Here is a 20,921-nt window from a genome sequence, read left to right on the forward strand (position 1 = left end):
TTTTCGCTCGCGCGCCAACATTGCCTGGGGCCGGGCGGCGGCTAACTGGGGGGGGGGCGGCCCGCCCACGGCGAGGAAACGCAGGATGCGGGCCTCGTCGGGGGTCAGGTCGTGCAGGATCGGCACGAACGAGGGGTGCAGGTCGCGGGGCTGCTGCGCCGAATCCCAGCCCTCGGTGATCATCGCGTCGCCCATCGCCTTGAGATCCTCGGCGTCGACACCGGACTCGACAGTGCCGTACACGCCGGCGGCGGTGCTGGTCAGGCCCAGCGCGCTCAGCGCGATCCGGCGCAGCGACTCGACCCGCTTATCGATGATCTGCGACACCGGTTCGCCCGCGAGGATGTCGTCGGCCAGGTCGGTGGCGGTGTGCAGCGCGCCCTTGGTGACCGCACCGACGATGTGGCGCAACGACAGTCCGGCGATGCGCGCCAACCCGACCAGGTCGGTGGGGATCTCGGGCTCGGGGACGGGTTCGGGGAGGTTGTCGCGGTCGTCCATGCTCACACTCCGAAGACCAGCAGGTGCAGGGAGCCGACGAGGACACCGAGCGCGCCGCCGTGCGCGTACAGCAGCCAGGCGTCCTGTTCGATGGCGGTGTACAGCATCTCGACGAACTCGTCGGGCGGCAGTTCGCGCAGTTTCTCGGTGGCCAGCTGGTCGACGCTGGCCGCGGTCGTCTGGGAGAACTCGACGTCCTCGACCAGCCACGGTTTCATCTCCGTCGCCAGGCTCGCACCCGCCGTCGCTTGGATGGCATCGAACTGGCGTGGCCCGACCGCCAGCCGGGTCACTGACCGCAGCGGCCCCAGTGCCCGGTCGATCTCGGCCTTGAGGAAGTGCGCGATGACGGCGCGGGTCTTGTCGCCACTGGGCCCGTCGAGGAGTTGTTCGGTGACGACATCGAGCGTGACGATCTGGTACCCGATCGCGTGCCCGAGATCGGCCGCCGCCTGATGCTGGCGCTTCGCGAATTTCGCGACGCCCCAGGGGTATTTGTAGCGCGGCTGCGGTGTCGCGGGCTCGAACACCACTTTGATGGCGATGATGTTGACCAGCATGCCGACGACCGCGCCACCGAGGGGCACCCACACCCACGCGGGCAGGAAATGCAGGATGGCGTAGAGCCATCCGGGCAGCGAGATCATCGCGGGCGTGTCGCCGTGCGGGGTGCTGTAGTGCAGCAGCGACAACCACAGCGCCACGATCACGCCGAACGGCAGACCGAGCACCCCGCTGCGGACCATGAACCGCAACTCTGGCGCGCCGAGCCCGTAGATGACGTCCTTGAGGAGTTCAGGGCGCCGCCGCAGATAGCCGACGACCATCAGCTTCACATCGAGCAACTGGTTGATATTGGCGCCGATGAAATCGAAGGCGCGGTCGGCGATCGCGGGCAGTTCCGCTTCGACCGTCGAGTACACGACTTCGCGTGCGCGCGGCGGCATGTCGGCCCACAGCTGCGGATGCTCGGTGACCATGATCGAATCGACCATCGACCGCACGTTCGGCAACGCCACCTGCGCGACCTGCGCGGAGATCTTGCGCGGATCCATCTGGTCGAAGAAGTCTTTCGCGGTCCCGATCTTGGCGACGGCGTTGTCGACCATCAGGCTCGCCATCTTCTCCGCGCGAGCCGGGATGAAGCCCTGGAAGCCGAGGATGCCGCCGGGCGCGAAGGTCGGCAGGATCTGCACCTTGCGCGGCAGCAGCGGGAAGATCGTCTTGAGGCCGGGCACGTAGAACCCGGTGAACCGCACCGGCGCGAACAACATGATCACGCCGGTCCAGTTGGTGATCAGTCCGGCCATGGCACTGAAGATGGGAATGCTGATCATGTCGACCCAGAACTTGCTCAGGCCGGTCGTCTTCTCCCAGTCGAGCAGGCCGAAGAAGCCCGCCGCTTCGATCCCAGCATTCATTCGGCGTCCACTCCGTCGTGTTCCGAACATCGCGCGTCCGGTCATCATAAGTGACCGATTAGTAGGTTTCGGGCAAGTTCGAGTGTTACCCGCTAAACCGGAGCAAACCTGGAATCAGCCCTACACCTTGGAGTTCATCGCGTAAGGTGCCGGTCGGCCGTTCACGCGTGGGTGGTGTTCACCAGCAGCAGGTTGGTGTCGATGTCGTGGGTGACCTTGTTGGCGACCGAGCCCAACAGCCGTGCGGGACCGCTCATTCCGCGATTGCCGATGACCACCAGGTCGTATTTCCAGGCCGCGTTGCAGATCGCCTCCGCGGCAGGGACCCCGGTCAGGACATCGCGGCCGAACAGCTCCGGATCCTCGACCGCTGCCGCGGCTTCGACCTCGCTGAGCGTCGCGGCGCCGTCGTCGTCGGTTTTGGCCGCGGTCACCAGGAACGGGCGCGCGCCCAGGCCGACCGCGACGTCGTAACCTCGGCGCACCGCGGTGATCGAGCTCGCCGATCGGTCGGTCGTGAGCCCGACCGTGGTCCACCGCTTCGGGATCTTGTGGGTGAACACGACATCGGACTCGCTGTGGTGGGACACGTGATTGGCGGTCGAACCGAGCAGCCGCGCCTTCGAACTGCCCAGGCTACCGCCGCCGATGACGAGCAGAGTGCCGGGTTCATCAGCGGCGACCTCCAGCAGGACCGCGCCCGCGGTGCCGGGAAGCTCGAGGCACCGCACGTCAGGCAGGCCCGCGTCGAGCAGCGCTTCGGCGGCGGCCGCGGTGACCGCTTCGGCCCACGCGGCATCGGTGCCCGCCTTGAGCGTCGCTTCCTTCCAGACGCTGACCACCGTGACCTCGAGATCGAGCTTGAGCGCGAGTTCCCCGGCGACCGCCACCGCCGTCCGCGCGGATTCCGAGCCGTTGGCAACAACCACTATGAGCTGGTACACAATGTGACGATCTAAGATCGACGGCAGGTCAGCTGCGCTTGGCCACAGTATAAACGCCGCACACTCTGAGCAACCCGCTCGCGGGGATCACTCGCCGGTGCGCAGGTGCCGGTCGAAGAAGGCGAAGATCCGCTTCCAGGCGTCGTCGGTGGCCGCCTCGTTGTAGCCGAGGCCGATGCGTTGCAGCACCGCGTTTCCCGGCAGGACGTTGGCGAAGCTGTGGGTGGCGTTCGGGTAGGTCTTGATGTCGTACTCGACGCCGTTGGCGGTCAGCGCGGCTTCGAGCTTGCCCGCGGCGCCGGGCAGTGACGGATCGAGGCGGCCGTAGCTGGCAACCACCGGGCACGCGCCGTCGAGCAGGGTTTTGTAGTCGCCGTAGAGGCCGCCGTAGAACGGGGCCGACGCGTGGAAACCTTGCGGTGCGGTGAGCAGCGCGAAACCGCCGCCGAGGCAGAAGCCGAGTACCGCGATGCGGCCGGTGCAGTCAGGGTCGGCGGCGAGCCGGTCGCGGGCGGCGAGGATCTCCCCCACGGCGGGTCCCTCGCCGGTGAACGCCAGCGCACGGAACGCCTGCTGGATGCAGCGGGCCCGGCCACGGGTGAACAGGTTCGGTGCGATCGCCAGATAGCCGTGACCGGCGACGATGTCGAGTTGATGGCGGAGATCGGCATTCAGGCCGAGGCCGTCGTGCAAGACGACGACACCCGGCCACGGGCCAGGCCCCTGCGGGCGGGCGACCAGCGCTTCGAGCCTTCCGGAGGGACTATCGATCTCGATCGATTCCATCACTCGAATCTAGAGCCTCGACACGCTCCCCGGCGAAACCCCGCCCGGTCGGCCAGCCGCTGGCCCGCCGCGCCTGTCGCCGGTCGAACGCACGACGCGACAGCGCCGGCGCGCCTCACTTCCTGGCGCCAGTACCCGGCACGGGGTATGAGCGGACGGAGGTCGCGGGTGACCCGCGACCCGTCAGAGGGTGACGCCCAGCAGCGCGTCCACCGCGTCACGTACCAGCGCGGGAGCCGCGGGATCGGCGCCGCCGTAGGTCAGCGCCTGCGTCGCCCAGTTGTCGATCGCGTCGAGTGCCTTGGGGGTGTCCAGGTCGTCGGCCAGGTGCTGACGCAGCCGGGCGACGGTGTCGGCGGCCGACGGGCCGCTGCCCAGGGCGACGGCGTCACGCCAGCGGGCCAGGCGGGTCTGCGCGTCGGTGAGCACCTCGTCGGTCCACATGCGGTCCTGGCGGTAGTGCCCGGCGAGCAGGCCGAGCCGGATCGCGGCCGGGTCGACTCCCGAGCGGCGCAGCCTCGACACCAGCACCAGGTTGCCCTTGGACTTCGACATCTTCTCGCCGTCGAGACCGATCAGCCCGGCGTGCACGTAGTGGCGGGCGAAGCGGCGGGTGCCGGTGATCGCCTCGGCGTGCGCGGCGGAGTATTCGTGGTGCGGATAGATCAGGTCCGAGCCGCCGCCCTGGACGTCGAACTCGGTGCCGATGCGGTTGAGCGCGATCGCCGAACACTCGATATGCCAGCCGGGACGGCCCGCGCCGAACGGCGCCTGCCAGGACGGTTCATCCGGGCGCTCGGCACGCCACAGCAGCGCGTCGATGGTGTCGCGCTTGCCTGCACGGTCGGGGTCGCCGCCGCGTTCGGCGAACAGTTGCTCCATGGTGGCGCGGTCGTAGCCGGACTCGTAGCCGAACTGTTCGGTGGCGTCGATCCGGAAGTAGATGTCGGGGTATTCGGCGTCGTCGACCTGGTAGGCGGCGCCGGCGGCGAGCAGCTTCTGCACCAGTTCCACCACCTCTTCGACCGACTCGATCGCACCGATGTAGTCGCGCGGCGGCAGCACCTGCAGGGCGGTCATGTCCTCGCGGAACAGCTCGATCTCGGAGGTGCCGAGGTCACGCCAGTCGACGCCGTCGCGGGCGGCGCGTTCGAACAGCGGGTCGTCGACGTCGGTGACGTTCTGCACGTAGTGCACGTCGTGACCCGCGTCGCGCCACAGGCGGTTGACCAGGTCGAACGTCAGGTAGGTGGCGGCGTGACCGAGGTGGGTGGCGTCGTAGGGAGTGATGCCGCAGACGTACATCTTCGCGGTCGTGCCGGGGGTGACCGGGCGGACCTGGCGATCGGCGGTGTCGTACAACCGCAACGGCGGCCCTGCTCCGGGGACGGTCGGTAGGGCGATATCGGACCAGGACTGCATGATTCGAGGGTAGAGCCCCCGTCGAGGCGACCGGACCGCGGCCCGGTCGGGCGGTTGCTCGCGGTGTCGCTCGCGCCGCCCGCTACCTGCACACAAACGTGTTCCGATGTTCCCGTCAAGGGTTGCACTCAGGCAGATTCGCAGGTCACGGACCTGATGGGGCGGATCGTCGGCACCTGCGCCCGCGATGTGGGCTGATGGTTGCCGAGACGACGGGCATCGCGAGCATTGTCACATGCGGCAACTCCCCAATCTTCCCTATTGCTCCCTATAGATACATTCGTTTAGGGTAGTTTCATGACGGATCGCTTCTATTCGGTGGAGCAGGTCGCCGACTTGCTCGGACTGCATGTCCGCACCGTGCGCAGCTATGTCCGCGACGGCAAACTGCCCGCGGCCCGCATCGGCAAGCAGTACCGGATCGCCCACGACGACCTCGAGGCATTCACCGGCCTGCCGATCACCGCACCGCAGACACCGGACGCGACCGGCAGACACGCCGAGGCCTCCTGCATCGTCGAGATCGACGCCGTCGACCGCACCACCGCGGACCGGATCACCACCCTGCTCACCGCCACGGCGGCCACCCGCGGCCCCGGCGGCACGCCACTGCGCGTGGAAACCAGCTACGACCCGGCGCGATCGCGCCTCAAGGTCATCCTGCTCGGCGGTCTCACCGATACCGCCCGGCTGCTCGACTACATGGACGGAGTCCTCACCTCATGACCGGCATCTACAAGTCCGCCGAAGGCCGACGGGTCGTCGAACAGCGCTACCGCGAGCACCTCGACGCCTGGCCGGTACCGCGCGAGGAACTGCGCATCGATACCAGCATCGGTGAGACGTTCGTTGTCGCCTCCGGCCCCGTGGACGCACCGCCGCTGGTTCTGCTGCACGGCTCGGGTGCCAACACCACGGCCTGGCGCGGTGACGTCGCCGACTGGGCGTCGCGGTACCGCGTGTACGCCGTCGACCTGCCCGGCGAGCCCGGCTTCACCGCGCCGACGAGGCTGCCACTGGACAGCGACGCGACGGCGAGCTGGCTGGACGAGGTCATCGACGGCCTCGGACTCGACACGGTCGCCCTCGCCGGCATGTCGCTCGGCGGCTGGACGGCGCTCGACTATGTGCTCCGCAGGCCGGGTCGCGTCACCGCGCTGGTCCTGCTGTGCCCGGGCGGGCTCGGGGGTCAGCGATTCGGGTGGCTGGTGAAGGGCATGCTGCTGGGTCTGGTCGGGCGTGGCAGTGTGCGCGATTCCGCACGGACTGTCCTCGGCCTCGACGACGAAACAGCCGGACCGATCCTCGACGATGTCGAGCTGATCTTCGCCCACTTCAAGCCGCGCACCGGGCGGCTGCCCCTCTTCGGCGACGAGCGACTGCGCGCGGTCGACATTCCGGTGCTGGTGATCGTCGGCGATCGCGACGTGCTGTTCGATTCGGCACGCACTGCCGAACGTGCCCGCGGCGGATTCACGCGGGGCGAGGTGCGCCTGCTGCCCGATGTCGGTCACGGGGTGTTCGGCCAGACCGCGACGATCAGGGAGTTCCTCGGCGCGCACTCCGGCTGGCCGGAGCGACGATGATGTGCTCGGTGTCGCCGCGCGTCGGGTGCGGCGACACCGAACTCACCGGGTGATCACGCCTGGGCGTAGCACTGCACGTTCATGGTGTCGGCCTCCGGGCCGAACTGCGGCAGGGCGTAGTAGGCGGCGCCGACCTGATCGGCGGCCTGCACGGTGACCTCGGGCAGCGGCGCACCGGTGTTGCGGTCGGTGGCGGTGCAGACGAAGGTCTTCTCGGACCACCAGCCGCTGGGGAACGCCTGCGCGGGCGCGGCAACAGCGGCGACAGCACCGGTGAGCAGCAGCGCGGCGGCGGAGCTGGTGACGATCGAGCGGGTCGACGACATAGATTTCCTCTGATCTTGCGTTGGATGACGAAAGTGCTTGGAGCACACTAGCACCGGCCCCGACCCGGAAAAGCAGCCCCAAGATACCCGACGTCACCGCATCCGTGGGCCGGAATCGTCGACATCGAGCCGGTCCACGGCATCGCCGTAAACCATGGGGCCGGCATCGCATTCGGCGACGAAGTCGGCCGGAAATCCCCGGTCGAACGGCACCGCGTCCTCGAGCACCCGGACCACGTCCTCGGGCAACCGTAGGGCCGCGGCCGCCAGATTGCCGCTCAGCTGGTCGGCGGTGCGCACCCCGAGGATCGGCAGCACGGCGCGGCTGCGGTGCCGGGTCCAGGCGAGCGCGACCTGCTCGGGCGGAACGCCCAGTCCCGCGGCGACTTCGGCGACCGCGGCGGCCGCAGCCAGTGCGCGCGGTGTGGTCGCCCGTCCCGAGCCGGCGGCGAGCGCTCCCCCGGCCAGCGGCGACCACGCGGTGACCGTGAGCCCGAAGGCCTCGGCCATCGGCAGCAACTCCCGTTCGATGCCGCGTTCGAGCAGACTGTAGGGCACCTGGATGGCGGCGAACGGCGTCCGATCGTGGTTCTGCGCGATCGTGTTCGCGCGGGCGACGACCCAGGCGGGTGCGTCGGAGATACCGATCGCCAGCGCCTTTCCGGCCCGCACCACGTCGTCGAGCGCGCGCATCGTCTCCTCGATCGGCGTGTGCTGGTCCCAGACGTGCACCCAGTACACGTCGACGTAGTCGGTGCGCAGCCTGCGCAGGCTCTGTTCCAGCGACAGCACCAGGTTCTTGCGGTGGTTGCCCGCGGCATTGGGGTCGGTGACGTCGCGGCTGAGCGTGTACTTGGTGCCCAGTACGAAGCGGTCGCGCTCGCGCAGCACCTGCCCGAGGATCGCCTCGCTCTCGCCGTAGGCCGAGGCGGTGTCGAGGAAGTTTCCGCCTGCCTCGGCGAAGGTAGCGATGATCCGTTCGGTCTCGACAGGGTCGTCGAAACGCATGGTGCCTAGGGCGAACTCGGAGACGCGCAGGCCGGTGTGGCCGAGGAGACGGTAACGGAGCATGCCGTCAGTCTGGCCGGGAACCGCGGCCGCAGACAGACCGTGTCAGGGCCACCCTGGGATCAGAACGCGGGCCAGGGAATCGGTCGCGACGAATTCGGGACCGGCATCACCGGATGATCGAGCAGCGCCTTCGTGCGTTCGGCCAGCGCGGTGATCTCCGCGTCGGTGATGTGCGTGGCCAGCGAATCGGCCACGGCGCCGGGCAGTTGCGCGGCGAACGCGGTGATGTCGGCGATCAGCGATGCGTGGACGGGCCGCCCGGCCCAACCCCACAGCACCGTGCGCAGTTTCGGTTCGCTGTGCAGGCAGATGCCGTGGTCGACGCCGTACACCTGACCGTCGACACCTTCCAGCGCGTGCCCGCCCTTGCGGTCGGCGTTGTTGAGCAGCAGGTCGAGGACCGCCATCCGTTGCAGGCGTGGATCGTCGGCGTGGACGAGCGAGACCTCGTTGCCTTCACCGTCGAGGGCGCGCAGCACCTCGCAGAAACCGTCGGGCACCGTGCCAGGCCTGCACAGGTCGACCAGGTCAAGGCGCTGACTGCTCGACGCGCTGTGATGGTCGACCGAGGTCACCCAGCGCTGCACCATGCCGGACCCGAACGGCCCGTCCCGCAACACCGTCTCCGGGATGACACCCCAGCCGAGATGCTCGGAGATCAGATACGACGCCACCTCACGACCGGCGAGGGTGCCGTCGGGGAAATCCCACAGCGGCCGTTCGCCGCGCACCGGCTTGTACACCACCCGCAGCGGGGCGCCGTCGGGTTCGGGTGCGCCGATCTCGCACACCAGCGTCAGATTGCTGGCGCCGCCGACCCGGCCGACGATGTCCAGTTCGCCTTCGGTGAGTGCCGACACCGGATCACTCCTCGTCGAGCTCGGCCGTGCCGAAGATCTCGCCGCGCTTGTAACCGTTGGTGCGCACGCACATGTGCCCGCGCGCGGACAGCGGTTCGCCGCACAGCGGGCACGGTGGACGGCCCGCCGCGATGACCCGCGCCGAGCGCAGGGCGAACTCGCGGGCCTGGATGGGGGTGAGGAACACCCGCACGGCGTCGGGACCTTCCTCGGTGTCGTCGAGCACCACCGATTCGTCGACCTCGGTCTCGGTGATCGCCAGCAGTTCCACCACGACGGCGCCCGCGTCGGCGTCCCAGCCCAGACCCATGGTGCCGACCCGGAATTCGGTGTCGATGGGCGTCACCAGCGGCGCGACATCGCGGACGTCCTCACCCTCGGGCGGCACCTCGGCGCCGAAGCGGCGCGCCACCTCGTCGAGCAGCAGGCCCATCCGGTCGGCGAGCACCTTCACCTGTTGCGTCTCCAGCAGCACGCTGACCACGCGCGGTTCCTGTACGGCCTGCAGGTAGAACGAACGATCGCCTCGTTCACCGACGGTCCCGGCGACGAAACGATCGGGGGTGCGGAATACATGGATTGCGCGTGACACATGCACCTCCTGATACGTGACCCTGATCGACACTCACGAACACATTCCCCTCAAGGAGAATCGCGGTGTCCCGCATTCCCATTATCCGCGCCGGTGGGGGTGGGCACCTCGCCACCGGGAGCGGGCGCCGCGGCGCCGGCGAGCGCGGACAGGTCGGCGCCGGTGTCGTTGAACTTCCACACCGACGGCCCGGTCGGGCTGTACCGGACAACGCTGATCGAGGCGGGTTCGACCGCGATCCGCTGGAAACTGTCCAGATGCAGGCCGAGCGCGTCGGCCAGGATCGATTTGATGATGTCGCCGTGCGCGCACGCCACCCACAGCACGTCACGGCCTGCCTGCTCGGACAGCCTGCGCTCGCCATCGCGGATCGCGGCGACCGCGCGCTGCTGGACCTGGGCCAGGCCTTCGCCAGAAGGAAACACCGCGCCGGAGGCGTGTCGCTGCACGACCTTCCACAGCGGTTCGGTGACCAGTTCGGACAGGGGGCGGCCGGTCCAATCGCCGTAGTCGACCTCGATGAGCCGTTCGTCGTGCTCGGGTTCGAGGCCGAGCTTCTCGGCCAGCGGTGCGACGGTGCGCTGGCAGCGCAGCAGCGGTGAGCTGGCGATGTGTTCGATCGGCAGCATCGCGAGCCGGTCGGCGACCGCGGCGGCCTGCTCGGTACCGCGCTCGGTGAGTTCGACACCGGGTGTGCGCCCGGCCAGTGTGTAACCGATGTTGGAGGTGGACACTCCGTGCCGGAGCAGGATCACCGTCATGGGACCAGCCTAACCATCCGTTCGCGCCGCACTCAGGTCGCGGAGACGACGCCTGCGGAGAGCAGGGCCAACATCGTGAGGCCGAGAACGATCCGGTAGCCGACGAACCAGTAGAAGGAATGCTTGCCGACGAACTTGAGCAGCCAGGCGACCGAGGCGTATCCGACGCCGAACGCCAGGATCGTGGCGACCAGCAGCTGCGGGCCGCTCGCGTTGAGTCCCTCACCGGCGGGCTCGAACGCGTCGGGCAGGCTGAACAGGCCCGACGCGGTGACCGCGGGGATGGCGAGCAGGAACGAGAACCGCACCGCGGCCTCCCGCTCGAGGCCGAGGAACAGACCCGCGGTGGAGGTGGCGCCGGAACGGGAGACGCCCGGAATCAGGGCAAGACACTGCGCCAGGCCCATGATCAGGCCGTCGCGGGTGGTGAGCTGCTCGATCGGGCGGGTCTTGCTGCCGAAATGCTCACCGGCGGCGATGACGAGCGCGAACGCGACCAGCATGAACGACACCAGCCACAGGTTGCGGGCGCCGGTGCGGATCTCGTCCTTGAACAGGAAGCCGAGCACACCGATCGGAATGGTGGCGATGATCACGTACCAGCCGATGCGGTAGTCGAGCTCGCGCTGGGTGTCGCGTTCATGGGCCTCACGGGCGCTGCGGTCCATCACCGGCAGCTTGGTGGTGACCCGGTCACCGACGGCGACCGACTGCTGCGAGCGTTCCCGCCAGCGCATAGCCAGCGTGGTGAACCACGCCACGACGATGCGCTGGATGTCCTTGGCGAAATACACCAGCACCGCGAGTTCCGTGCCGAGCTGGGTGACGGCGGTGAACGAGGCGCCCGCGTCGTCGCCGAAGAACACGCCCGAGACGATGCGCAGGTGCGCCGAGGAGGAGATCGGCAGGAACTCCGTCAGCCCCTGTACGAGCCCGAGTATCAATGCCTGAAACCAGGTCATCGACTCGCCCACCGTGCCTCCTGCTACCTCGCGCCCGAAAGATCAAATCCTCCTGGGCTTTTGCTACATCGAGCGACCTGGAAGGGCCGCGACCTCGCAGCGACCCTACCTGCCGCGGTGCGGTGACGTCGCCCGCCCACCGGGCGATCGGTTCGCGCGGCCCTCACCACGGGTCGTCGGCGAGGGACCACCGGGTGCGCCCATTAGGCTGGGCGCCGTGACGAAAACGCGGGCGCGGTGATGGAACAGCGAACGATGGGACGCAGCGGCCTTCGGGTGTCGCGGATCGGCCTGGCGACCCATACCTGGGGCACCCATACCGACGCCGACGAGGCATCGGTGCAGTTGGCGGCGTTCACCGAGGCCGGTGGCACGCTCGTCGACATCTCCCCCGTCTACGGCGACGGCGCGGCCCAGCGGATCCTGGCCGATCTGCTCGGCGACCTGGTCTCCCGTGACGATCTGGTGCTCAGCGGCAGCGCGGGTGTGGTCCTGCACGCGCCCGGCGCCGGGGTCGGTGGCAGCGTGCCCGGCCCCGCGGCAACCGGCCCGGTGGTCGACGCGTCGCGGCGCACGCTGCTCGCGCAACTGGACCGCACGCTGCTCGAACTGGGCACCGATCATCTCGACATCTGGAACATCGCCGCCTGGGACCCCTACACCCCGCTCGACGAGGTCGCGGCGAGCTTGGAGACCGCGGTCCGCACCGGTCGCACCCGGTACGCGGGTGTGCGCGGGTTCGCGGCCTGGCAGCTGGCCAGCCTCGCCGCGATCGCGCCGATCACGGCCGCGCAGACCCCGTATTCGCTGCTCGCGCGCGGCACCGAGAACGATGTGATCCCGGCCGCGCGGCACCACGGGGTCGGCGTCATCGCCTCCGCACCGCTGGCGGGCGGCATCCTCACCGGCAAGTACCGCGACGGTGTGCCCGCGGATTCGCGCGGCGCCGACGAGGCCACGGCCGCCGAGATCCGGCGCAGGCTCGACGACGAACGCGCCACCCGCGTGGTGGACGCGCTGGTCACCGCGGCCGACGGCCTCGGCACCTCGCCGCTGGCGGTGGCGCTGGCCTGGATCAGGGACCGGCCCGGCATCGCGAGCATGATCGTGGGTGCCCGTGACATCGGCCAGCTCACCGGAGTGCTGGCCGCCGAAACCCTCGAGTTGCCGCGCGCGATAGCGGCAGCTCTCGACGATGTGAGCGCCCGTTCCGAATGATGGCTAGCCTTACCTGCATGAAACTGCGTGGTCTGCTGACGGCGATGCTCGCGGCGACGGTGCTGACGGGCGCCGTCGCCTGCACCGGAAGCAATCCTGCATCGACTGCCACTTCCGGCGGCCCGGCCACGGCGCAGCTGGCCGACCTGGACCCGGTCCCGATCGGCGCACCGCCGACGCCGCGCCTGCCCGCGACCGCCCGCTCCTTCGACGGCACCGAGGTCACCGTCACCGACGCGTCGCGGATCATCGCCGTCGACCGCTACGGCACCCTCGCCCAGACCGTGTACGCACTCGGCCTCGGCGCGAACCTCGTCGGCCGCAGCACTTCCGCCTCCTTCCCCGCCGTCGCCGACGTGCCGAATGTGGCGGGCGGCAACGGCGCCCTCAGCGTCGAAGCCGTCCTTGCCCTGCGCCCGTCGGTGTTCCTGACCGACACCACCAGCGCCGCGCCCGCGGTTCGCGATCAACTGCGAGCGGCGGGCGTGAACGTCGTCTACTTCGATCCGGACCGCACCATGGACGGTGTGGTGCCGCAGATCGAGGCCGTCGCCACCGCCCTCGGCGTCCCGGAGGCGGGCGCGCAGCTCGGGCAGCGCACCCGCGACGAGATCGCCGCCGCCACCGCCCGCGTGCCGAAGCAGGATCCGCAGCCGAAGATCGCGTTCCTGTACCTGCGCAGCACCGCGATCACCATGATCGCGGGCCCGGGTTCGGGCGCCGATTCGCTGATCACCGCGATCGGCGGCGTCGACGCGGGCACCGCCGCCGGGGTGAGCGAACCGTTCACCGCGATCACCAGCGAGGCGATGATCGCCGCCGCGCCCGATGTGCTGCTGGTGATGTCGGACGGGCTGAAGTCGGTCGGCGGGATCGACGGGCTCGTGAAGATCCCCGGTATCGCCCAGACGCCGGCCGGTCGCGATCGCCGGGTCGTGGACATGTCCGACGCGGTGCTGCTCAGCTTCGGCCCCAACACCGGCCGGGTCATCACCGCGCTGTCCGACGCCGTCTACGGCAAGCCGGCATGAGCGATGCCCCCGATCTGACGAAATCCGCGGACGCGCCGCGGATCGACGACGCGACCCCCGACCCGCTGCCGCACCCGCGTCATCGGACCACCCGGGTCACCGTCGTATTCGCCGTCGCGCTGATCGCCCTCGTGGTGCTGGCGCTGGTGTCGGCGGTGCTCGGTCAGGTGCCGACCACCGCGGCCGAGGTGCTGGGCAGTGTGGCGCACCGGATCGGGCTCGATATCGGGCCGATGCCCACCCATCCGGCGGGCGAGGTGACGTTGTGGGAGGTGCGGTTCCCGCGCGTCGCGCTCGCCGTCCTGGTCGGTGCTTCGCTCGCGACAGCGGGTGCGTTGTTGCAGGGTGTGTTCGCCAATCCGCTCGCCGAACCCGGCGTGATCGGTGTGTCGGCGGGTGCGGCGGTCGGGGCGGGCACCGTCATCGTGGTCGGTGGCGCGTTCGTCGCCTCCTGGTCGGTGGCCGCGGCCGCGTTCGCCGCGGGACTGCTCACCACCGCGCTGGTCTACGTGCTGTCGCGCTCGGGTGGGCGCACTGAAGTCGTGACATTGATCCTCACCGGCATCGCCATCAACGCCTTCGCCGGCGGCCTGATCGCGCTGCTGCTGTTCGTCGCCACGCCCGCGGCCCGGGATCAGATCGTGTTCTGGCAGCTCGGCAGCCTCAACGGCGCCACCTGGCAGTCGGTGGCGGTGGTCGCCGTGCTGGCCTCGGTCGGTGTGCTGGCTGCCGTGCTCATCGCGCCGCGGCTGGATCTGCTCGCGCTCGGTGACTCCGCGGCCCGGCATCTCGGTGTCGACGTGGAGCGGTTGCGCAGGCAGGTGATCGTGGTGGTGGCCGTGCTGACCGCCGCCGGGGTGGCGTTCAGCGGCATCATCTTGTTCGTGGGGCTGATCGTGCCGCACGTGGTGCGCATGCTCGTCGGTCCCGGCCATCGGGTGCTGGTCCCGTTGAGCGCGGTCGTCGGTTCGGTGGTGTTGCTCGGCGCCGACGTCGTAGCGCGCACGCTTGTCCACAATGCCGACCTGCCGCTGGGCATGCTGACCTCGCTGATCGGCGGCCCGTTCTTCTTCTGGCTGCTGCGCCGCACCAGGGCGCGGGCGGGAGGCTGGGGATGACCGACCTCCATCCGGCCGTCGACACACCCGCGGTTCCCCCGCGGCGCAGTCGTTCGCTGCGCAGCCTGTTCGCCCGGACGCCCGATGTCCCGGCGCGACCCACACCGGGCACCGTGACGCTGCGCGCAACGGGTCTCACCGTCCAGCGCGGTGCCCGGACCGTGCTCGCAGACGTCGACTTCCAGGTGGCGGCCGGTGAGATCGCCGCCCTGGTCGGACCGAACGGCGCGGGCAAGTCGAGCCTGCTCGCCGCCCTCGCCGGCGAACTCGCGCCGAGCAGCGGCACCGTGCAGCTCGAAGGCCACGCCCTCGCGCACTGGAACCACGCCGACATGGCCCGTCGCCGCGCGGTGTTGCCGCAATCGCACACGGTCGGGTTCCCGTTCACCGCCCGCGAGGTCGTCGCCATGGGCCGTGCGCCCTGGCTGCACACCCCCGCCGCCGCGCACGACGACGCCCTCATCGCCGCCGCCCTAGCCGCCACCGACGTCACCCATCTCGCCGGCCGGGTGTTCCCGTCCCTTTCCGGCGGTGAACGCGCCCGCGTAGCCCTGGCCCGTGTCCTCGCCCAGGACACCGCCACCCTGCTGCTGGACGAACCAACCGCCGCACTCGACATCGGCCATCAGGAGGCGGTGCTGCGCCTGGCCGCCGCCCGCGCGGCCGACGGTGCCGCCGTGGTGGTCGTCGTACACGACCTCGGTGTGGCCGCCGCCTACGCCGATCGTGTCACCGTCCTTGACGGCGGCCGGGTCGCCGCCGACGGCCCGCCGCGGAAAGTGCTCACCCACGAGCTACTCACCGAGGTCTACCACCATCCGGTCGATGTTTTCGACCACCCGACCACGGGCGCGCAACTCGTGCTGCCCGAACGTGGCCGCGGCTGACGACATAATTATTGACCCAGAGGTACAGAACGCCGACGGTCTGCTCGAGATGCAGCTCTCACCGCGGATCCGGGAGCTGGGCAGCATCACCCTCCACCGGCCCGAATCCCGCGCGGGGGCCGAGGCCCGGTTGACGATCTGCTGCGGCTGGCCGGATCGTTGAAGTTCGGCCACGCCACCGCCTCCCTGCTCTCGGCCTCTGGACGCCAGAAAACCCTGGCCGCCGCGCTCAAGGAGTACGGGGCGCTGCGGCGCACCGTCTGCGCAGCGAAATACCTCTCCGACCGGACTATCGGCGCAAGATCTCCCGCCAGCTCAACAAGGGCGAATCCCTGCACGCGCTGCACCGGGACCTGTTCTATGCCCACGAGGGCATGATCCGGGCCGGGCGGCGTATCGACGACGAGGTCCTGGCCCATATCGGCAGTCCGGACTGGTGAGGTCGCGTATTCAACTGTCGCGGGTTCGTGACGGGGTCCATTCGTCAGGTGACTGAAACCTGGGGGTGGTGACGGAACGACTCCAGGTGGTGGCCACCTCGGCGGCGACTCTGGTGGTGGTGACGTTGTGGTAGCCGAGCGTGTCCGGGTGCACGGGTTGTCCGGCTCGCAGACCGGAAAACAACCACATCTCGAGTCGCGGTTGGCGGCGGTGTTCATGACCTACTGATGGGAAGGCGTTGACGTAGGCGGGGAACGCCTTCGCGGTGTTCTCCCGGCCGTCCACGGTCGTGCGGGCCAGGTTCCGGGCGAACTGTTGGTTGGCGAACCCAGCCAACACCGCGTCGAACACAGATGTTCACGATGGGCGAGAGTAGAAGTAGATCGTGGCAAATCGCGAGTCACGAGCGATCGTGAATAGTGGATAGTCGTTCACCAGATTGCCGTAGGGCCAGCTAGCGAATAGATCGATCGCGTTCGTACAGTCGAACTTCCAGTCGTGGTCGCCTGTCTTCGTCGTCGGCTCGAAACCCACCTGCTTCTTCAACTCGGCACAGGTCACCGCGCGCAGCGGTCGGTGATGCGTCGGATCTGTGAACATCGACTGGTAGTCGGAAAATCGTTCCGCCGGCGCGATATAGCTGCCGACGTAGCCGCACATTCCCGCCAGCGCCGGACAGCCGAAGCGCCGCATCCTGACCAATTCGAACGAGTCCGGCATCTGTATTCGACGTCGTTCCATGAGCTGTTGCGACTCCTCAGCGGACAGGTCTGTGTCCAGCCGCGGGACAACGAGGACAGAAGCGCATCCCCAGAGCATGGCCCCGCACGTCAGCAGTGCCAGGATCGACCAGAACCATCGAAGAGGTGAGCGTCGAGTTACGACCTCTGCAGTCGTCACTGGAATCATGGCGGGGAATTCGTCAGGGCGCTTGTCCATCAGTCAGGCTCTCCGGGTTCGGTGTCGGTAGTGCAGACTCGAGGGCACAACCGCTGTGGACGTACTCGTTCGGCAGTGCACGCCGAGTTGGGTCGGTGTTGGTAGTTCTCGGCCAAATCTTGGTCGAGGGTTCCTTGTCGGGCCAAGGAGGGTCGATCCAGGGCTTGTGAGCGCGGCGGTATCGGCGCTGGTTCTGATCGCGAACCTGGGCGTCGTCTGATCATGAATCTCGACATCACCTACGGAACGCAGGATGTTTGTGATCGCGAATTTCGACACCACATCGGCACTGACAGTGTGCATCGCCGCCGGGGTCAGTTTGGCGTGTGCGGCAGTATTGATCCACCAGACTCGGACGGTCTAGCCGGACTCACCGCCTGGGGTCAGGCCGAGCTGTGCGGCGCTGTCGATGTGGACGGCGACTAGCTCGGTCAGCGTGGCCGAACGGCGGCTCGTGCCTGCCACATCGCCGCGGCCTTCGGCGGACCACAGCGGGGGATAGACTGAGAGGCCCTGCCCAGGGGTCAGAGCAACGACCTCCTCCTCCCAGCCTGGCCAACGCAGTGCGTCGTAGAACTCGGCCATCCCGCCGCCGAGCGCCCACTGCACGAACGCCGAGTGGCCGCCTCCGATCGCGGACCACTCCAGGGTGTCCGATCCGAAATAGCAGACCTCTCCGGGCTCAGCCGGGAGGGTGCCGCCGTTGACGGCGAACCGCCCGCCGAGAACGTCGATCGCCACGACCAGTGCGCTGGGCGGCTGCGCTTGCTGCCCTGGCTCGCCCAACCGGTTGACCGACGCCAAGTCGGGTAGGCCGTCGCATCCTCCACCTAGAACCCGAAGCCACCCATGATCGACAAGGAGTCCGCCTGTATTGAGCGCGAGCGCCCCGAGCATCGAGCGGGCCGTGACCTGCAGTCGGAACAAGGTATTTCGAGCCTGGTCCGCGCTGGGTGGTAACACCGTCGTCGGGACGCTGGAGGAGTTCAGGAGATCCCGGAGGCCTGGCCACGCAGGGTCGTCCACGTAAGCCAGCTCTTGGAATGATCGGATCGAGGACACAATGCCCGATCCTTCCACCAGAGCGCCGAGGCTGTGTCCGGCCCCCGTCGGACACACGGTGAACCGAAGAGGCGCGTGCCGACACACACCGATCGGGATGGTGTCGAAGTTCGCGACCAGAAACAAGCTGCCAGCCGCCTGACTGCCGTCCGAATTCGCGACCAACTGACGCCAGATTTCGCGACCAAAGCCACGCTTCGGGGCTCAGGCCCTCGAACACTGGGTCGTTCACCAAAGTCGTATAGGCCAGGAGCCCCTCTGTGCTGTGGGTAAGAATTCTCGGACCAGAGACCCCATGCGCGGTCATCACCGAACCAGGTGCGGACCAGGACTGATTTATTTAGTAGGTCTGCAATGTCCGAACCATAACGGCAGGGGCCGACACGCTCCGGTGTCAGCGCAGCGTGCGGTAGACGCACCAGGTTGGTGGGAAATGCTGGGTTCCGACGTCAGTTCCTGCCGGTACCAACCGATTTCGGGACCCGATTGGCGCGAGTGGTGGGCGGCGGACCGGACGCGGCCGATACACCAAGCGGCCCCGTTATCCGGGGCAAGCAAGAAGGGCGGGATCCCATGGCCGCGAGCGTGACCCGGATCCAGACCGCCGCGCCGCGCACCGTACACGGATCGCCCGAGGCATTCCTGGACACGATCGGTGCACCCAACACCCGCCGCGCCTACGGCATCGCCATCGTCAAGACCGTCGACGCCCTCGACGGCCCCGGTCCGGACGGAGTGCGCGGACCGAGCCGGGCGCTGGACTCGGTGACCGACGACGAGATCGGCGCCGCCCTCGAATCCCTCTGGGGTGCTGCGGCGGTCAATACCTGGACGCGTGCCGCGCCGCGGTGGGCAAATGGCTGAGCTGGTGCGCCGAACAGGGATGGAGCGTACCGGCGGTTCCCGCGGAGGCCGCGCGGGCGACCCCACCGGAATCCGAGACGCCGGTGCGCTCGCGCACCGCGATCGACCGGCTCATCGCCCGGCGTGAACTGCCTCTGCGGGAGAAGACGCTGTGGCGGATGCTGTATGGAACTTGTGCTCGCGCAGAAGAATTGCTTCAGCTCAACATCGAGGATCTCGATCTGGCGGGCCGGTGTGCCCGGGTGAAGTCCAAGGGCGCCAAACTCCGCACCCGCCGACGCGGGGCCGCCCACCACGAACACGTCCTGGAAACCGCGTACTGGGACGCGGGCACCGCCCGGCTGCTTCCGAGATTGATCCGCGGCCGCACTCGCGGCCCGGTGTTCGTGACCCACAGGCGGGCGGCGGGGCGGGATCTGACCAGCCTCATCGGTCCCGGCGCTTCGCGTAGTCACTGACCAGCGGTCACGCCATATCCGTTGTCTTTTCGGCGGTTACTACCGGAACCCCGTGTGGCCGCGCGTTCCTGGAGCCCGCCGCGGAATGCGCCCACACCCGCCGCGAGGCCGACAGCGAAACCGACCCCCAGCAGAATTCCGAGCCACGGCCGGTAAGCCAGGAGCGCTTGCGAGGTGAGCACCGACATCACGAACATTTCCGCGATGAGAATGGCCAGGAATACTTCCCAGCACACAGGTTTCCGCGTCCGCAGGCCGAGCCGGGCGATCAGTGCCACATACGGGGTGAGGGCCAAGGCGGGGAGCACGACGAAGAGCGCGACCCCGAGGTTGCCGCCCGCCTCGAGGTCGTCGCGGGGATCGGACGACGCCGGGGACCACAGCCCGACAATCACCAGACCCCACATCACGGCGAGGCCGAAACTCGCTCTTCTTTGGAGGCGATTCGCACGTTCACTTGCAGACACGGTCCGACGCTACCGGCCGCCGACGGCGGGCACGCACACTGCATCGGATCTCCCACGAAGCTCCACAGGATCTCCACACCACGCGGTGCCGTAGCCGGGCGACGGGCTGGTACGTTCATGCCAGAACAATTGAAGTCTCGCGAGGGTTAGCATCAGCGCTCGAGCATTATGCCCACATCGGATTCGCTGGCACCTGGCTGTCACAGGCCGCGAAACCGGCTTGCTGTCAAGACAAACCATGGGCAGGAGTCCTATGCGAACCACCGGTTCGGCCCTCGCACTTGACACCGTCCTCGCCTGAACATTGCCTCCCGGCACACAACTGCCGAGCACACCGACGCCGTCGAACAGCTCTCGGGTCCACTATCGACGCCTGCGTCAACGCCGCCACCTTCGGCGGCCTGATCCTGGCCGGCCACACCACAGATGGGCGCCTGCGCTGCATCGGCGGGTCCGCACCGGCTGCACGCACGCGGCCCGCCGCCAGCTCCGCGACCGACTCGACGAGATCCGTCGCGACACCAGCCCCCTCGACGCCCCTCCGCCTGCGGCCATCGCGCGCACCGCGTGGTGGGTCGAGCCGGTCCTGCTCGCCGACATCGAATGTTTTTTCGGCGGTTACTACCGGAACCCCAGATGGGCGGCGTTCCACCGCGACCACGAAACATTCACATGTGCCGTTCAGCCCAGCTGCTTTTCGAACCAGTGGTCCGCCAGCGGGTCGTTGCCATACGGCGGGATCTCGGCGTATCCGTGCTTTGTGTACAGGGCGCGGGCCTCGACGAGATCATTGCGTGTGTTGAGTCGGATCGTGCGGGCGCCGAGTTCGCCGGCGGCGGACTCGACCTTGCCGAGCAACAGGGCGGCGCCGCCCTCGCCGCGCACATCGGGGCGGACGAACATGCGCGTCAGCTCCAGCATCTGCGCATCGAGGCGGCGCAAACCAATGCAGCCGACGGCCTCGCCACGTCGGCGCGCGAGTAGTAGCAGGCCGGTCGGCGGGCTCAGGTCGTCGCTGTCGTAGCCGTCGGCAAGATGCCCGTCGATCTCCGCGTCATCGGCGGGACGGTCGTAGTAGCGGCTGATCATCTCAGCCAAATAGAGCCGGAGGACGGCGGCCGCCTCGGGCGAATGCGGCTCTGCGGGCTCGACGGTCCAGTGGGCGCCTTCCGAGGCCGAGCCGCGAACCTTGGCTGTCATGGGC

23 protein-coding genes and 3 pseudogenes are annotated in these 20,921 nt (G+C 68.7%); 10 read left to right on the top strand and 16 right to left on the bottom strand.

Going from position 1 to position 20,921, the window contains the following annotated elements; all coding sequences use genetic code 11:
- The 5 genes and pseudogenes from ACFWPJ_RS01065 to mshC form a co-directional block, all read right to left on the bottom strand.
- Positions 1–501, bottom strand: a pseudogene (locus ACFWPJ_RS01065) (hypothetical protein); the annotation flags it as partial.
- Positions 502–503: 2 nt separating this feature from the next.
- A complete protein-coding gene (locus ACFWPJ_RS01070) occupies positions 504–1,922 on the bottom strand; it encodes a hypothetical protein (RefSeq protein WP_378845696.1) in 1,419 nt (472 codons plus the stop codon).
- A 161-nt stretch (positions 1,923–2,083) separates the two neighbouring features.
- Positions 2,084–2,866 carry a universal stress protein gene (locus ACFWPJ_RS01075; RefSeq protein WP_378845698.1) on the bottom strand — a complete coding sequence of 261 codons (783 nt, stop codon included), beginning with the start codon at positions 2,864–2,866 and terminating at the stop codon, positions 2,084–2,086.
- 87 nt (positions 2,867–2,953) lie between these two features.
- Positions 2,954–3,652 carry a dienelactone hydrolase family protein gene (locus tag ACFWPJ_RS01080; RefSeq protein ID WP_378845699.1) on the bottom strand — a complete coding sequence of 233 codons (699 nt, stop codon included), beginning with the start codon at positions 3,650–3,652 and terminating at the stop codon, positions 2,954–2,956.
- A 183-nt stretch (positions 3,653–3,835) separates the two neighbouring features.
- Positions 3,836–5,074, bottom strand: coding sequence for a cysteine--1-D-myo-inosityl 2-amino-2-deoxy-alpha-D-glucopyranoside ligase (gene mshC, locus ACFWPJ_RS01085; RefSeq protein WP_378845701.1), 1,239 nt, complete (start codon positions 5,072–5,074; stop codon positions 3,836–3,838).
- A gap of 297 nt (positions 5,075–5,371) precedes the next feature.
- Between mshC and ACFWPJ_RS01090 the strand changes: the two genes are divergently transcribed.
- Both ACFWPJ_RS01090 and ACFWPJ_RS01095 read left to right on the top strand, forming a co-directional pair.
- Entirely contained in the window at positions 5,372–5,800 is a 429-nt protein-coding gene (locus ACFWPJ_RS01090) for a helix-turn-helix domain-containing protein (protein ID WP_378845703.1), read from the top strand.
- Positions 5,797–6,660: an alpha/beta fold hydrolase gene (locus tag ACFWPJ_RS01095; protein ID WP_378845705.1), complete on the top strand. Its 864-nt coding sequence runs from the start codon at positions 5,797–5,799 to the stop codon at positions 6,658–6,660. The genes ACFWPJ_RS01090 and ACFWPJ_RS01095 overlap by 4 nt, the downstream gene beginning before the upstream one ends.
- Positions 6,661–6,713: 53 nt before the next feature.
- Here ACFWPJ_RS01095 and ACFWPJ_RS01100 read toward each other — a convergent pair whose 3' ends face one another.
- From ACFWPJ_RS01100 to ACFWPJ_RS01125, 6 genes are all read right to left on the bottom strand, one after another.
- Complete coding sequence (locus tag ACFWPJ_RS01100) at positions 6,714–6,986, bottom strand: hypothetical protein (RefSeq protein ID WP_378845707.1); 273 nt, start codon at positions 6,984–6,986, stop codon at positions 6,714–6,716.
- Between the two features lie 93 nt (positions 6,987–7,079).
- Positions 7,080–8,057 (bottom strand): aldo/keto reductase, encoded by a 978-nt coding sequence (locus ACFWPJ_RS01105; protein WP_378845708.1) that lies wholly within the window; start codon positions 8,055–8,057, stop codon positions 7,080–7,082.
- A 59-nt stretch (positions 8,058–8,116) separates the two neighbouring features.
- Positions 8,117–8,917 carry an SCO1664 family protein gene (locus tag ACFWPJ_RS01110; RefSeq protein ID WP_378845710.1) on the bottom strand — a complete coding sequence of 267 codons (801 nt, stop codon included), beginning with the start codon at positions 8,915–8,917 and terminating at the stop codon, positions 8,117–8,119.
- Between the two features lie 4 nt (positions 8,918–8,921).
- Positions 8,922–9,509 carry a DUF3090 domain-containing protein gene (locus ACFWPJ_RS01115; protein ID WP_378845711.1) on the bottom strand — a complete coding sequence of 196 codons (588 nt, stop codon included), beginning with the start codon at positions 9,507–9,509 and terminating at the stop codon, positions 8,922–8,924.
- A 50-nt stretch (positions 9,510–9,559) separates the two neighbouring features.
- Positions 9,560–10,270 (bottom strand): histidine phosphatase family protein, encoded by a 711-nt coding sequence (locus tag ACFWPJ_RS01120; RefSeq protein ID WP_378845713.1) that lies wholly within the window; start codon positions 10,268–10,270, stop codon positions 9,560–9,562.
- Positions 10,271–10,302: 32 nt separating this feature from the next.
- Positions 10,303–11,232, bottom strand: a complete 930-nt coding sequence (locus tag ACFWPJ_RS01125) for an undecaprenyl-diphosphate phosphatase (protein ID WP_378845729.1) — start codon at positions 11,230–11,232, stop codon at positions 10,303–10,305.
- Between the two features lie 240 nt (positions 11,233–11,472).
- Here ACFWPJ_RS01125 and ACFWPJ_RS01130 point away from each other — a divergent pair, with 240 nt between their 5' ends.
- The 5 genes and pseudogenes from ACFWPJ_RS01130 to ACFWPJ_RS01150 form a co-directional block, all read left to right on the top strand.
- Positions 11,473–12,450, top strand: a complete 978-nt coding sequence (locus ACFWPJ_RS01130; protein WP_378845715.1) for an aldo/keto reductase — start codon at positions 11,473–11,475, stop codon at positions 12,448–12,450.
- Positions 12,451–12,467: 17 nt separating this feature from the next.
- On the top strand, positions 12,468–13,481 hold the full coding sequence (locus ACFWPJ_RS01135) for a hemin ABC transporter substrate-binding protein (RefSeq protein ID WP_378845716.1): 1,014 nt from the start codon (positions 12,468–12,470) through the stop codon (positions 13,479–13,481).
- The gene (locus tag ACFWPJ_RS01140) at positions 13,478–14,599 is read left to right on the top strand and encodes a FecCD family ABC transporter permease (RefSeq protein ID WP_378845718.1); all 1,122 of its coding nucleotides are present in this window, start codon (positions 13,478–13,480) and stop codon (positions 14,597–14,599) included. Before ACFWPJ_RS01135 ends, ACFWPJ_RS01140 begins: the two co-directional genes overlap by 4 nt.
- Positions 14,596–15,486, top strand: a complete 891-nt coding sequence (locus ACFWPJ_RS01145) for a heme ABC transporter ATP-binding protein (protein ID WP_378845720.1) — start codon at positions 14,596–14,598, stop codon at positions 15,484–15,486. Before ACFWPJ_RS01140 ends, ACFWPJ_RS01145 begins: the two co-directional genes overlap by 4 nt.
- 40 nt (positions 15,487–15,526) lie before the next feature.
- Positions 15,527–15,908, top strand: a pseudogene (locus ACFWPJ_RS01150) (Tn3 family transposase); the annotation flags it as partial.
- A gap of 28 nt (positions 15,909–15,936) precedes the next feature.
- Here the strand turns inward: ACFWPJ_RS01150 and ACFWPJ_RS01155 are convergent.
- From ACFWPJ_RS01155 to ACFWPJ_RS01165, 3 genes are all read right to left on the bottom strand, one after another.
- Positions 15,937–16,278 (bottom strand): hypothetical protein, encoded by a 342-nt coding sequence (locus ACFWPJ_RS01155; protein WP_378845722.1) that lies wholly within the window; start codon positions 16,276–16,278, stop codon positions 15,937–15,939.
- A gap of 6 nt (positions 16,279–16,284) precedes the next feature.
- Positions 16,285–16,866, bottom strand: coding sequence for a hypothetical protein (locus ACFWPJ_RS01160; RefSeq protein ID WP_378845724.1), 582 nt, complete (start codon positions 16,864–16,866; stop codon positions 16,285–16,287).
- 360 nt (positions 16,867–17,226) lie between these two features.
- The gene (locus tag ACFWPJ_RS01165; RefSeq protein WP_378845730.1) at positions 17,227–18,015 is read right to left on the bottom strand and encodes a DUF2625 family protein; all 789 of its coding nucleotides are present in this window, start codon (positions 18,013–18,015) and stop codon (positions 17,227–17,229) included.
- A gap of 486 nt (positions 18,016–18,501) precedes the next feature.
- On the opposite strand from ACFWPJ_RS01165, the gene ACFWPJ_RS01170 reads away from it, so the two are divergent.
- Positions 18,502–18,792 (top strand): hypothetical protein, encoded by a 291-nt coding sequence (locus ACFWPJ_RS01170; RefSeq protein WP_378845725.1) that lies wholly within the window; start codon positions 18,502–18,504, stop codon positions 18,790–18,792.
- Positions 18,777–19,250, top strand: coding sequence for a site-specific integrase (locus tag ACFWPJ_RS01175; protein WP_378845726.1), 474 nt, complete (start codon positions 18,777–18,779; stop codon positions 19,248–19,250). Before ACFWPJ_RS01170 ends, ACFWPJ_RS01175 begins: the two co-directional genes overlap by 16 nt.
- On the opposite strand, the gene ACFWPJ_RS01180 is transcribed toward ACFWPJ_RS01175, so the two are convergent.
- Entirely contained in the window at positions 19,244–19,645 is a 402-nt protein-coding gene (locus tag ACFWPJ_RS01180; RefSeq protein ID WP_378845727.1) for a hypothetical protein, read from the bottom strand. The two genes, ACFWPJ_RS01175 and ACFWPJ_RS01180, sit on opposite strands and share 7 nt — an antisense overlap.
- Before the next feature lie 376 nt (positions 19,646–20,021).
- On the opposite strand from ACFWPJ_RS01180, the pseudogene ACFWPJ_RS01185 reads away from it, so the two are divergent.
- Positions 20,022–20,264 (top strand): annotated as a pseudogene (locus tag ACFWPJ_RS01185) (hypothetical protein); the annotation flags it as partial.
- A gap of 134 nt (positions 20,265–20,398) precedes the next feature.
- Here ACFWPJ_RS01185 and ACFWPJ_RS01190 read toward each other — a convergent pair.
- Positions 20,399–20,921: GNAT family N-acetyltransferase (locus ACFWPJ_RS01190; protein WP_378845728.1), on the bottom strand; the 523-nt coding region annotated here is incomplete at its 5' end.

Origin of the sequence: Nocardia sp. NPDC058497, assembly GCF_042720195.1 — a bacterium.
Lineage (GTDB): Bacteria > Actinomycetota > Actinomycetes > Mycobacteriales > Mycobacteriaceae > Nocardia.

Excerpts from the sequence above, each read along its gene's own strand:
- ACFWPJ_RS01080 (WP_378845699.1), bottom strand. The coding sequence starts at position 3,652 with ATGGAATCGATCGAGATCGATAGTCCCTCCGGAAGGCTCGAAGCGCTG.
- ACFWPJ_RS01160 (WP_378845724.1), bottom strand. The coding sequence starts at position 16,866 with ATGGACAAGCGCCCTGACGAATTCCCCGCCATGATTCCAGTGACGACT.
- ACFWPJ_RS01135 (WP_378845716.1), top strand. The coding sequence starts at position 12,468 with ATGAAACTGCGTGGTCTGCTGACGGCGATGCTCGCGGCGACGGTGCTG.
- mshC (WP_378845701.1), bottom strand. The coding sequence starts at position 5,074 with ATGCAGTCCTGGTCCGATATCGCCCTACCGACCGTCCCCGGAGCAGGG.
- ACFWPJ_RS01095 (WP_378845705.1), top strand. The coding sequence starts at position 5,797 with ATGACCGGCATCTACAAGTCCGCCGAAGGCCGACGGGTCGTCGAACAG.
- ACFWPJ_RS01120 (WP_378845713.1), bottom strand. The coding sequence starts at position 10,270 with ATGACGGTGATCCTGCTCCGGCACGGAGTGTCCACCTCCAACATCGGT.
- ACFWPJ_RS01170 (WP_378845725.1), top strand. The coding sequence starts at position 18,502 with ATGGCCGCGAGCGTGACCCGGATCCAGACCGCCGCGCCGCGCACCGTA.
- ACFWPJ_RS01140 (WP_378845718.1), top strand. The coding sequence starts at position 13,478 with ATGAGCGATGCCCCCGATCTGACGAAATCCGCGGACGCGCCGCGGATC.
- ACFWPJ_RS01130 (WP_378845715.1), top strand. The coding sequence starts at position 11,473 with ATGGAACAGCGAACGATGGGACGCAGCGGCCTTCGGGTGTCGCGGATC.
- ACFWPJ_RS01070 (WP_378845696.1), bottom strand. The coding sequence starts at position 1,922 with ATGAATGCTGGGATCGAAGCGGCGGGCTTCTTCGGCCTGCTCGACTGG.
- ACFWPJ_RS01125 (WP_378845729.1), bottom strand. The coding sequence starts at position 11,232 with ATGACCTGGTTTCAGGCATTGATACTCGGGCTCGTACAGGGGCTGACG.
- ACFWPJ_RS01090 (WP_378845703.1), top strand. The coding sequence starts at position 5,372 with ATGACGGATCGCTTCTATTCGGTGGAGCAGGTCGCCGACTTGCTCGGA.
- ACFWPJ_RS01100 (WP_378845707.1), bottom strand. The coding sequence starts at position 6,986 with ATGTCGTCGACCCGCTCGATCGTCACCAGCTCCGCCGCCGCGCTGCTG.
- ACFWPJ_RS01105 (WP_378845708.1), bottom strand. The coding sequence starts at position 8,057 with ATGCTCCGTTACCGTCTCCTCGGCCACACCGGCCTGCGCGTCTCCGAG.
- ACFWPJ_RS01145 (WP_378845720.1), top strand. The coding sequence starts at position 14,596 with ATGACCGACCTCCATCCGGCCGTCGACACACCCGCGGTTCCCCCGCGG.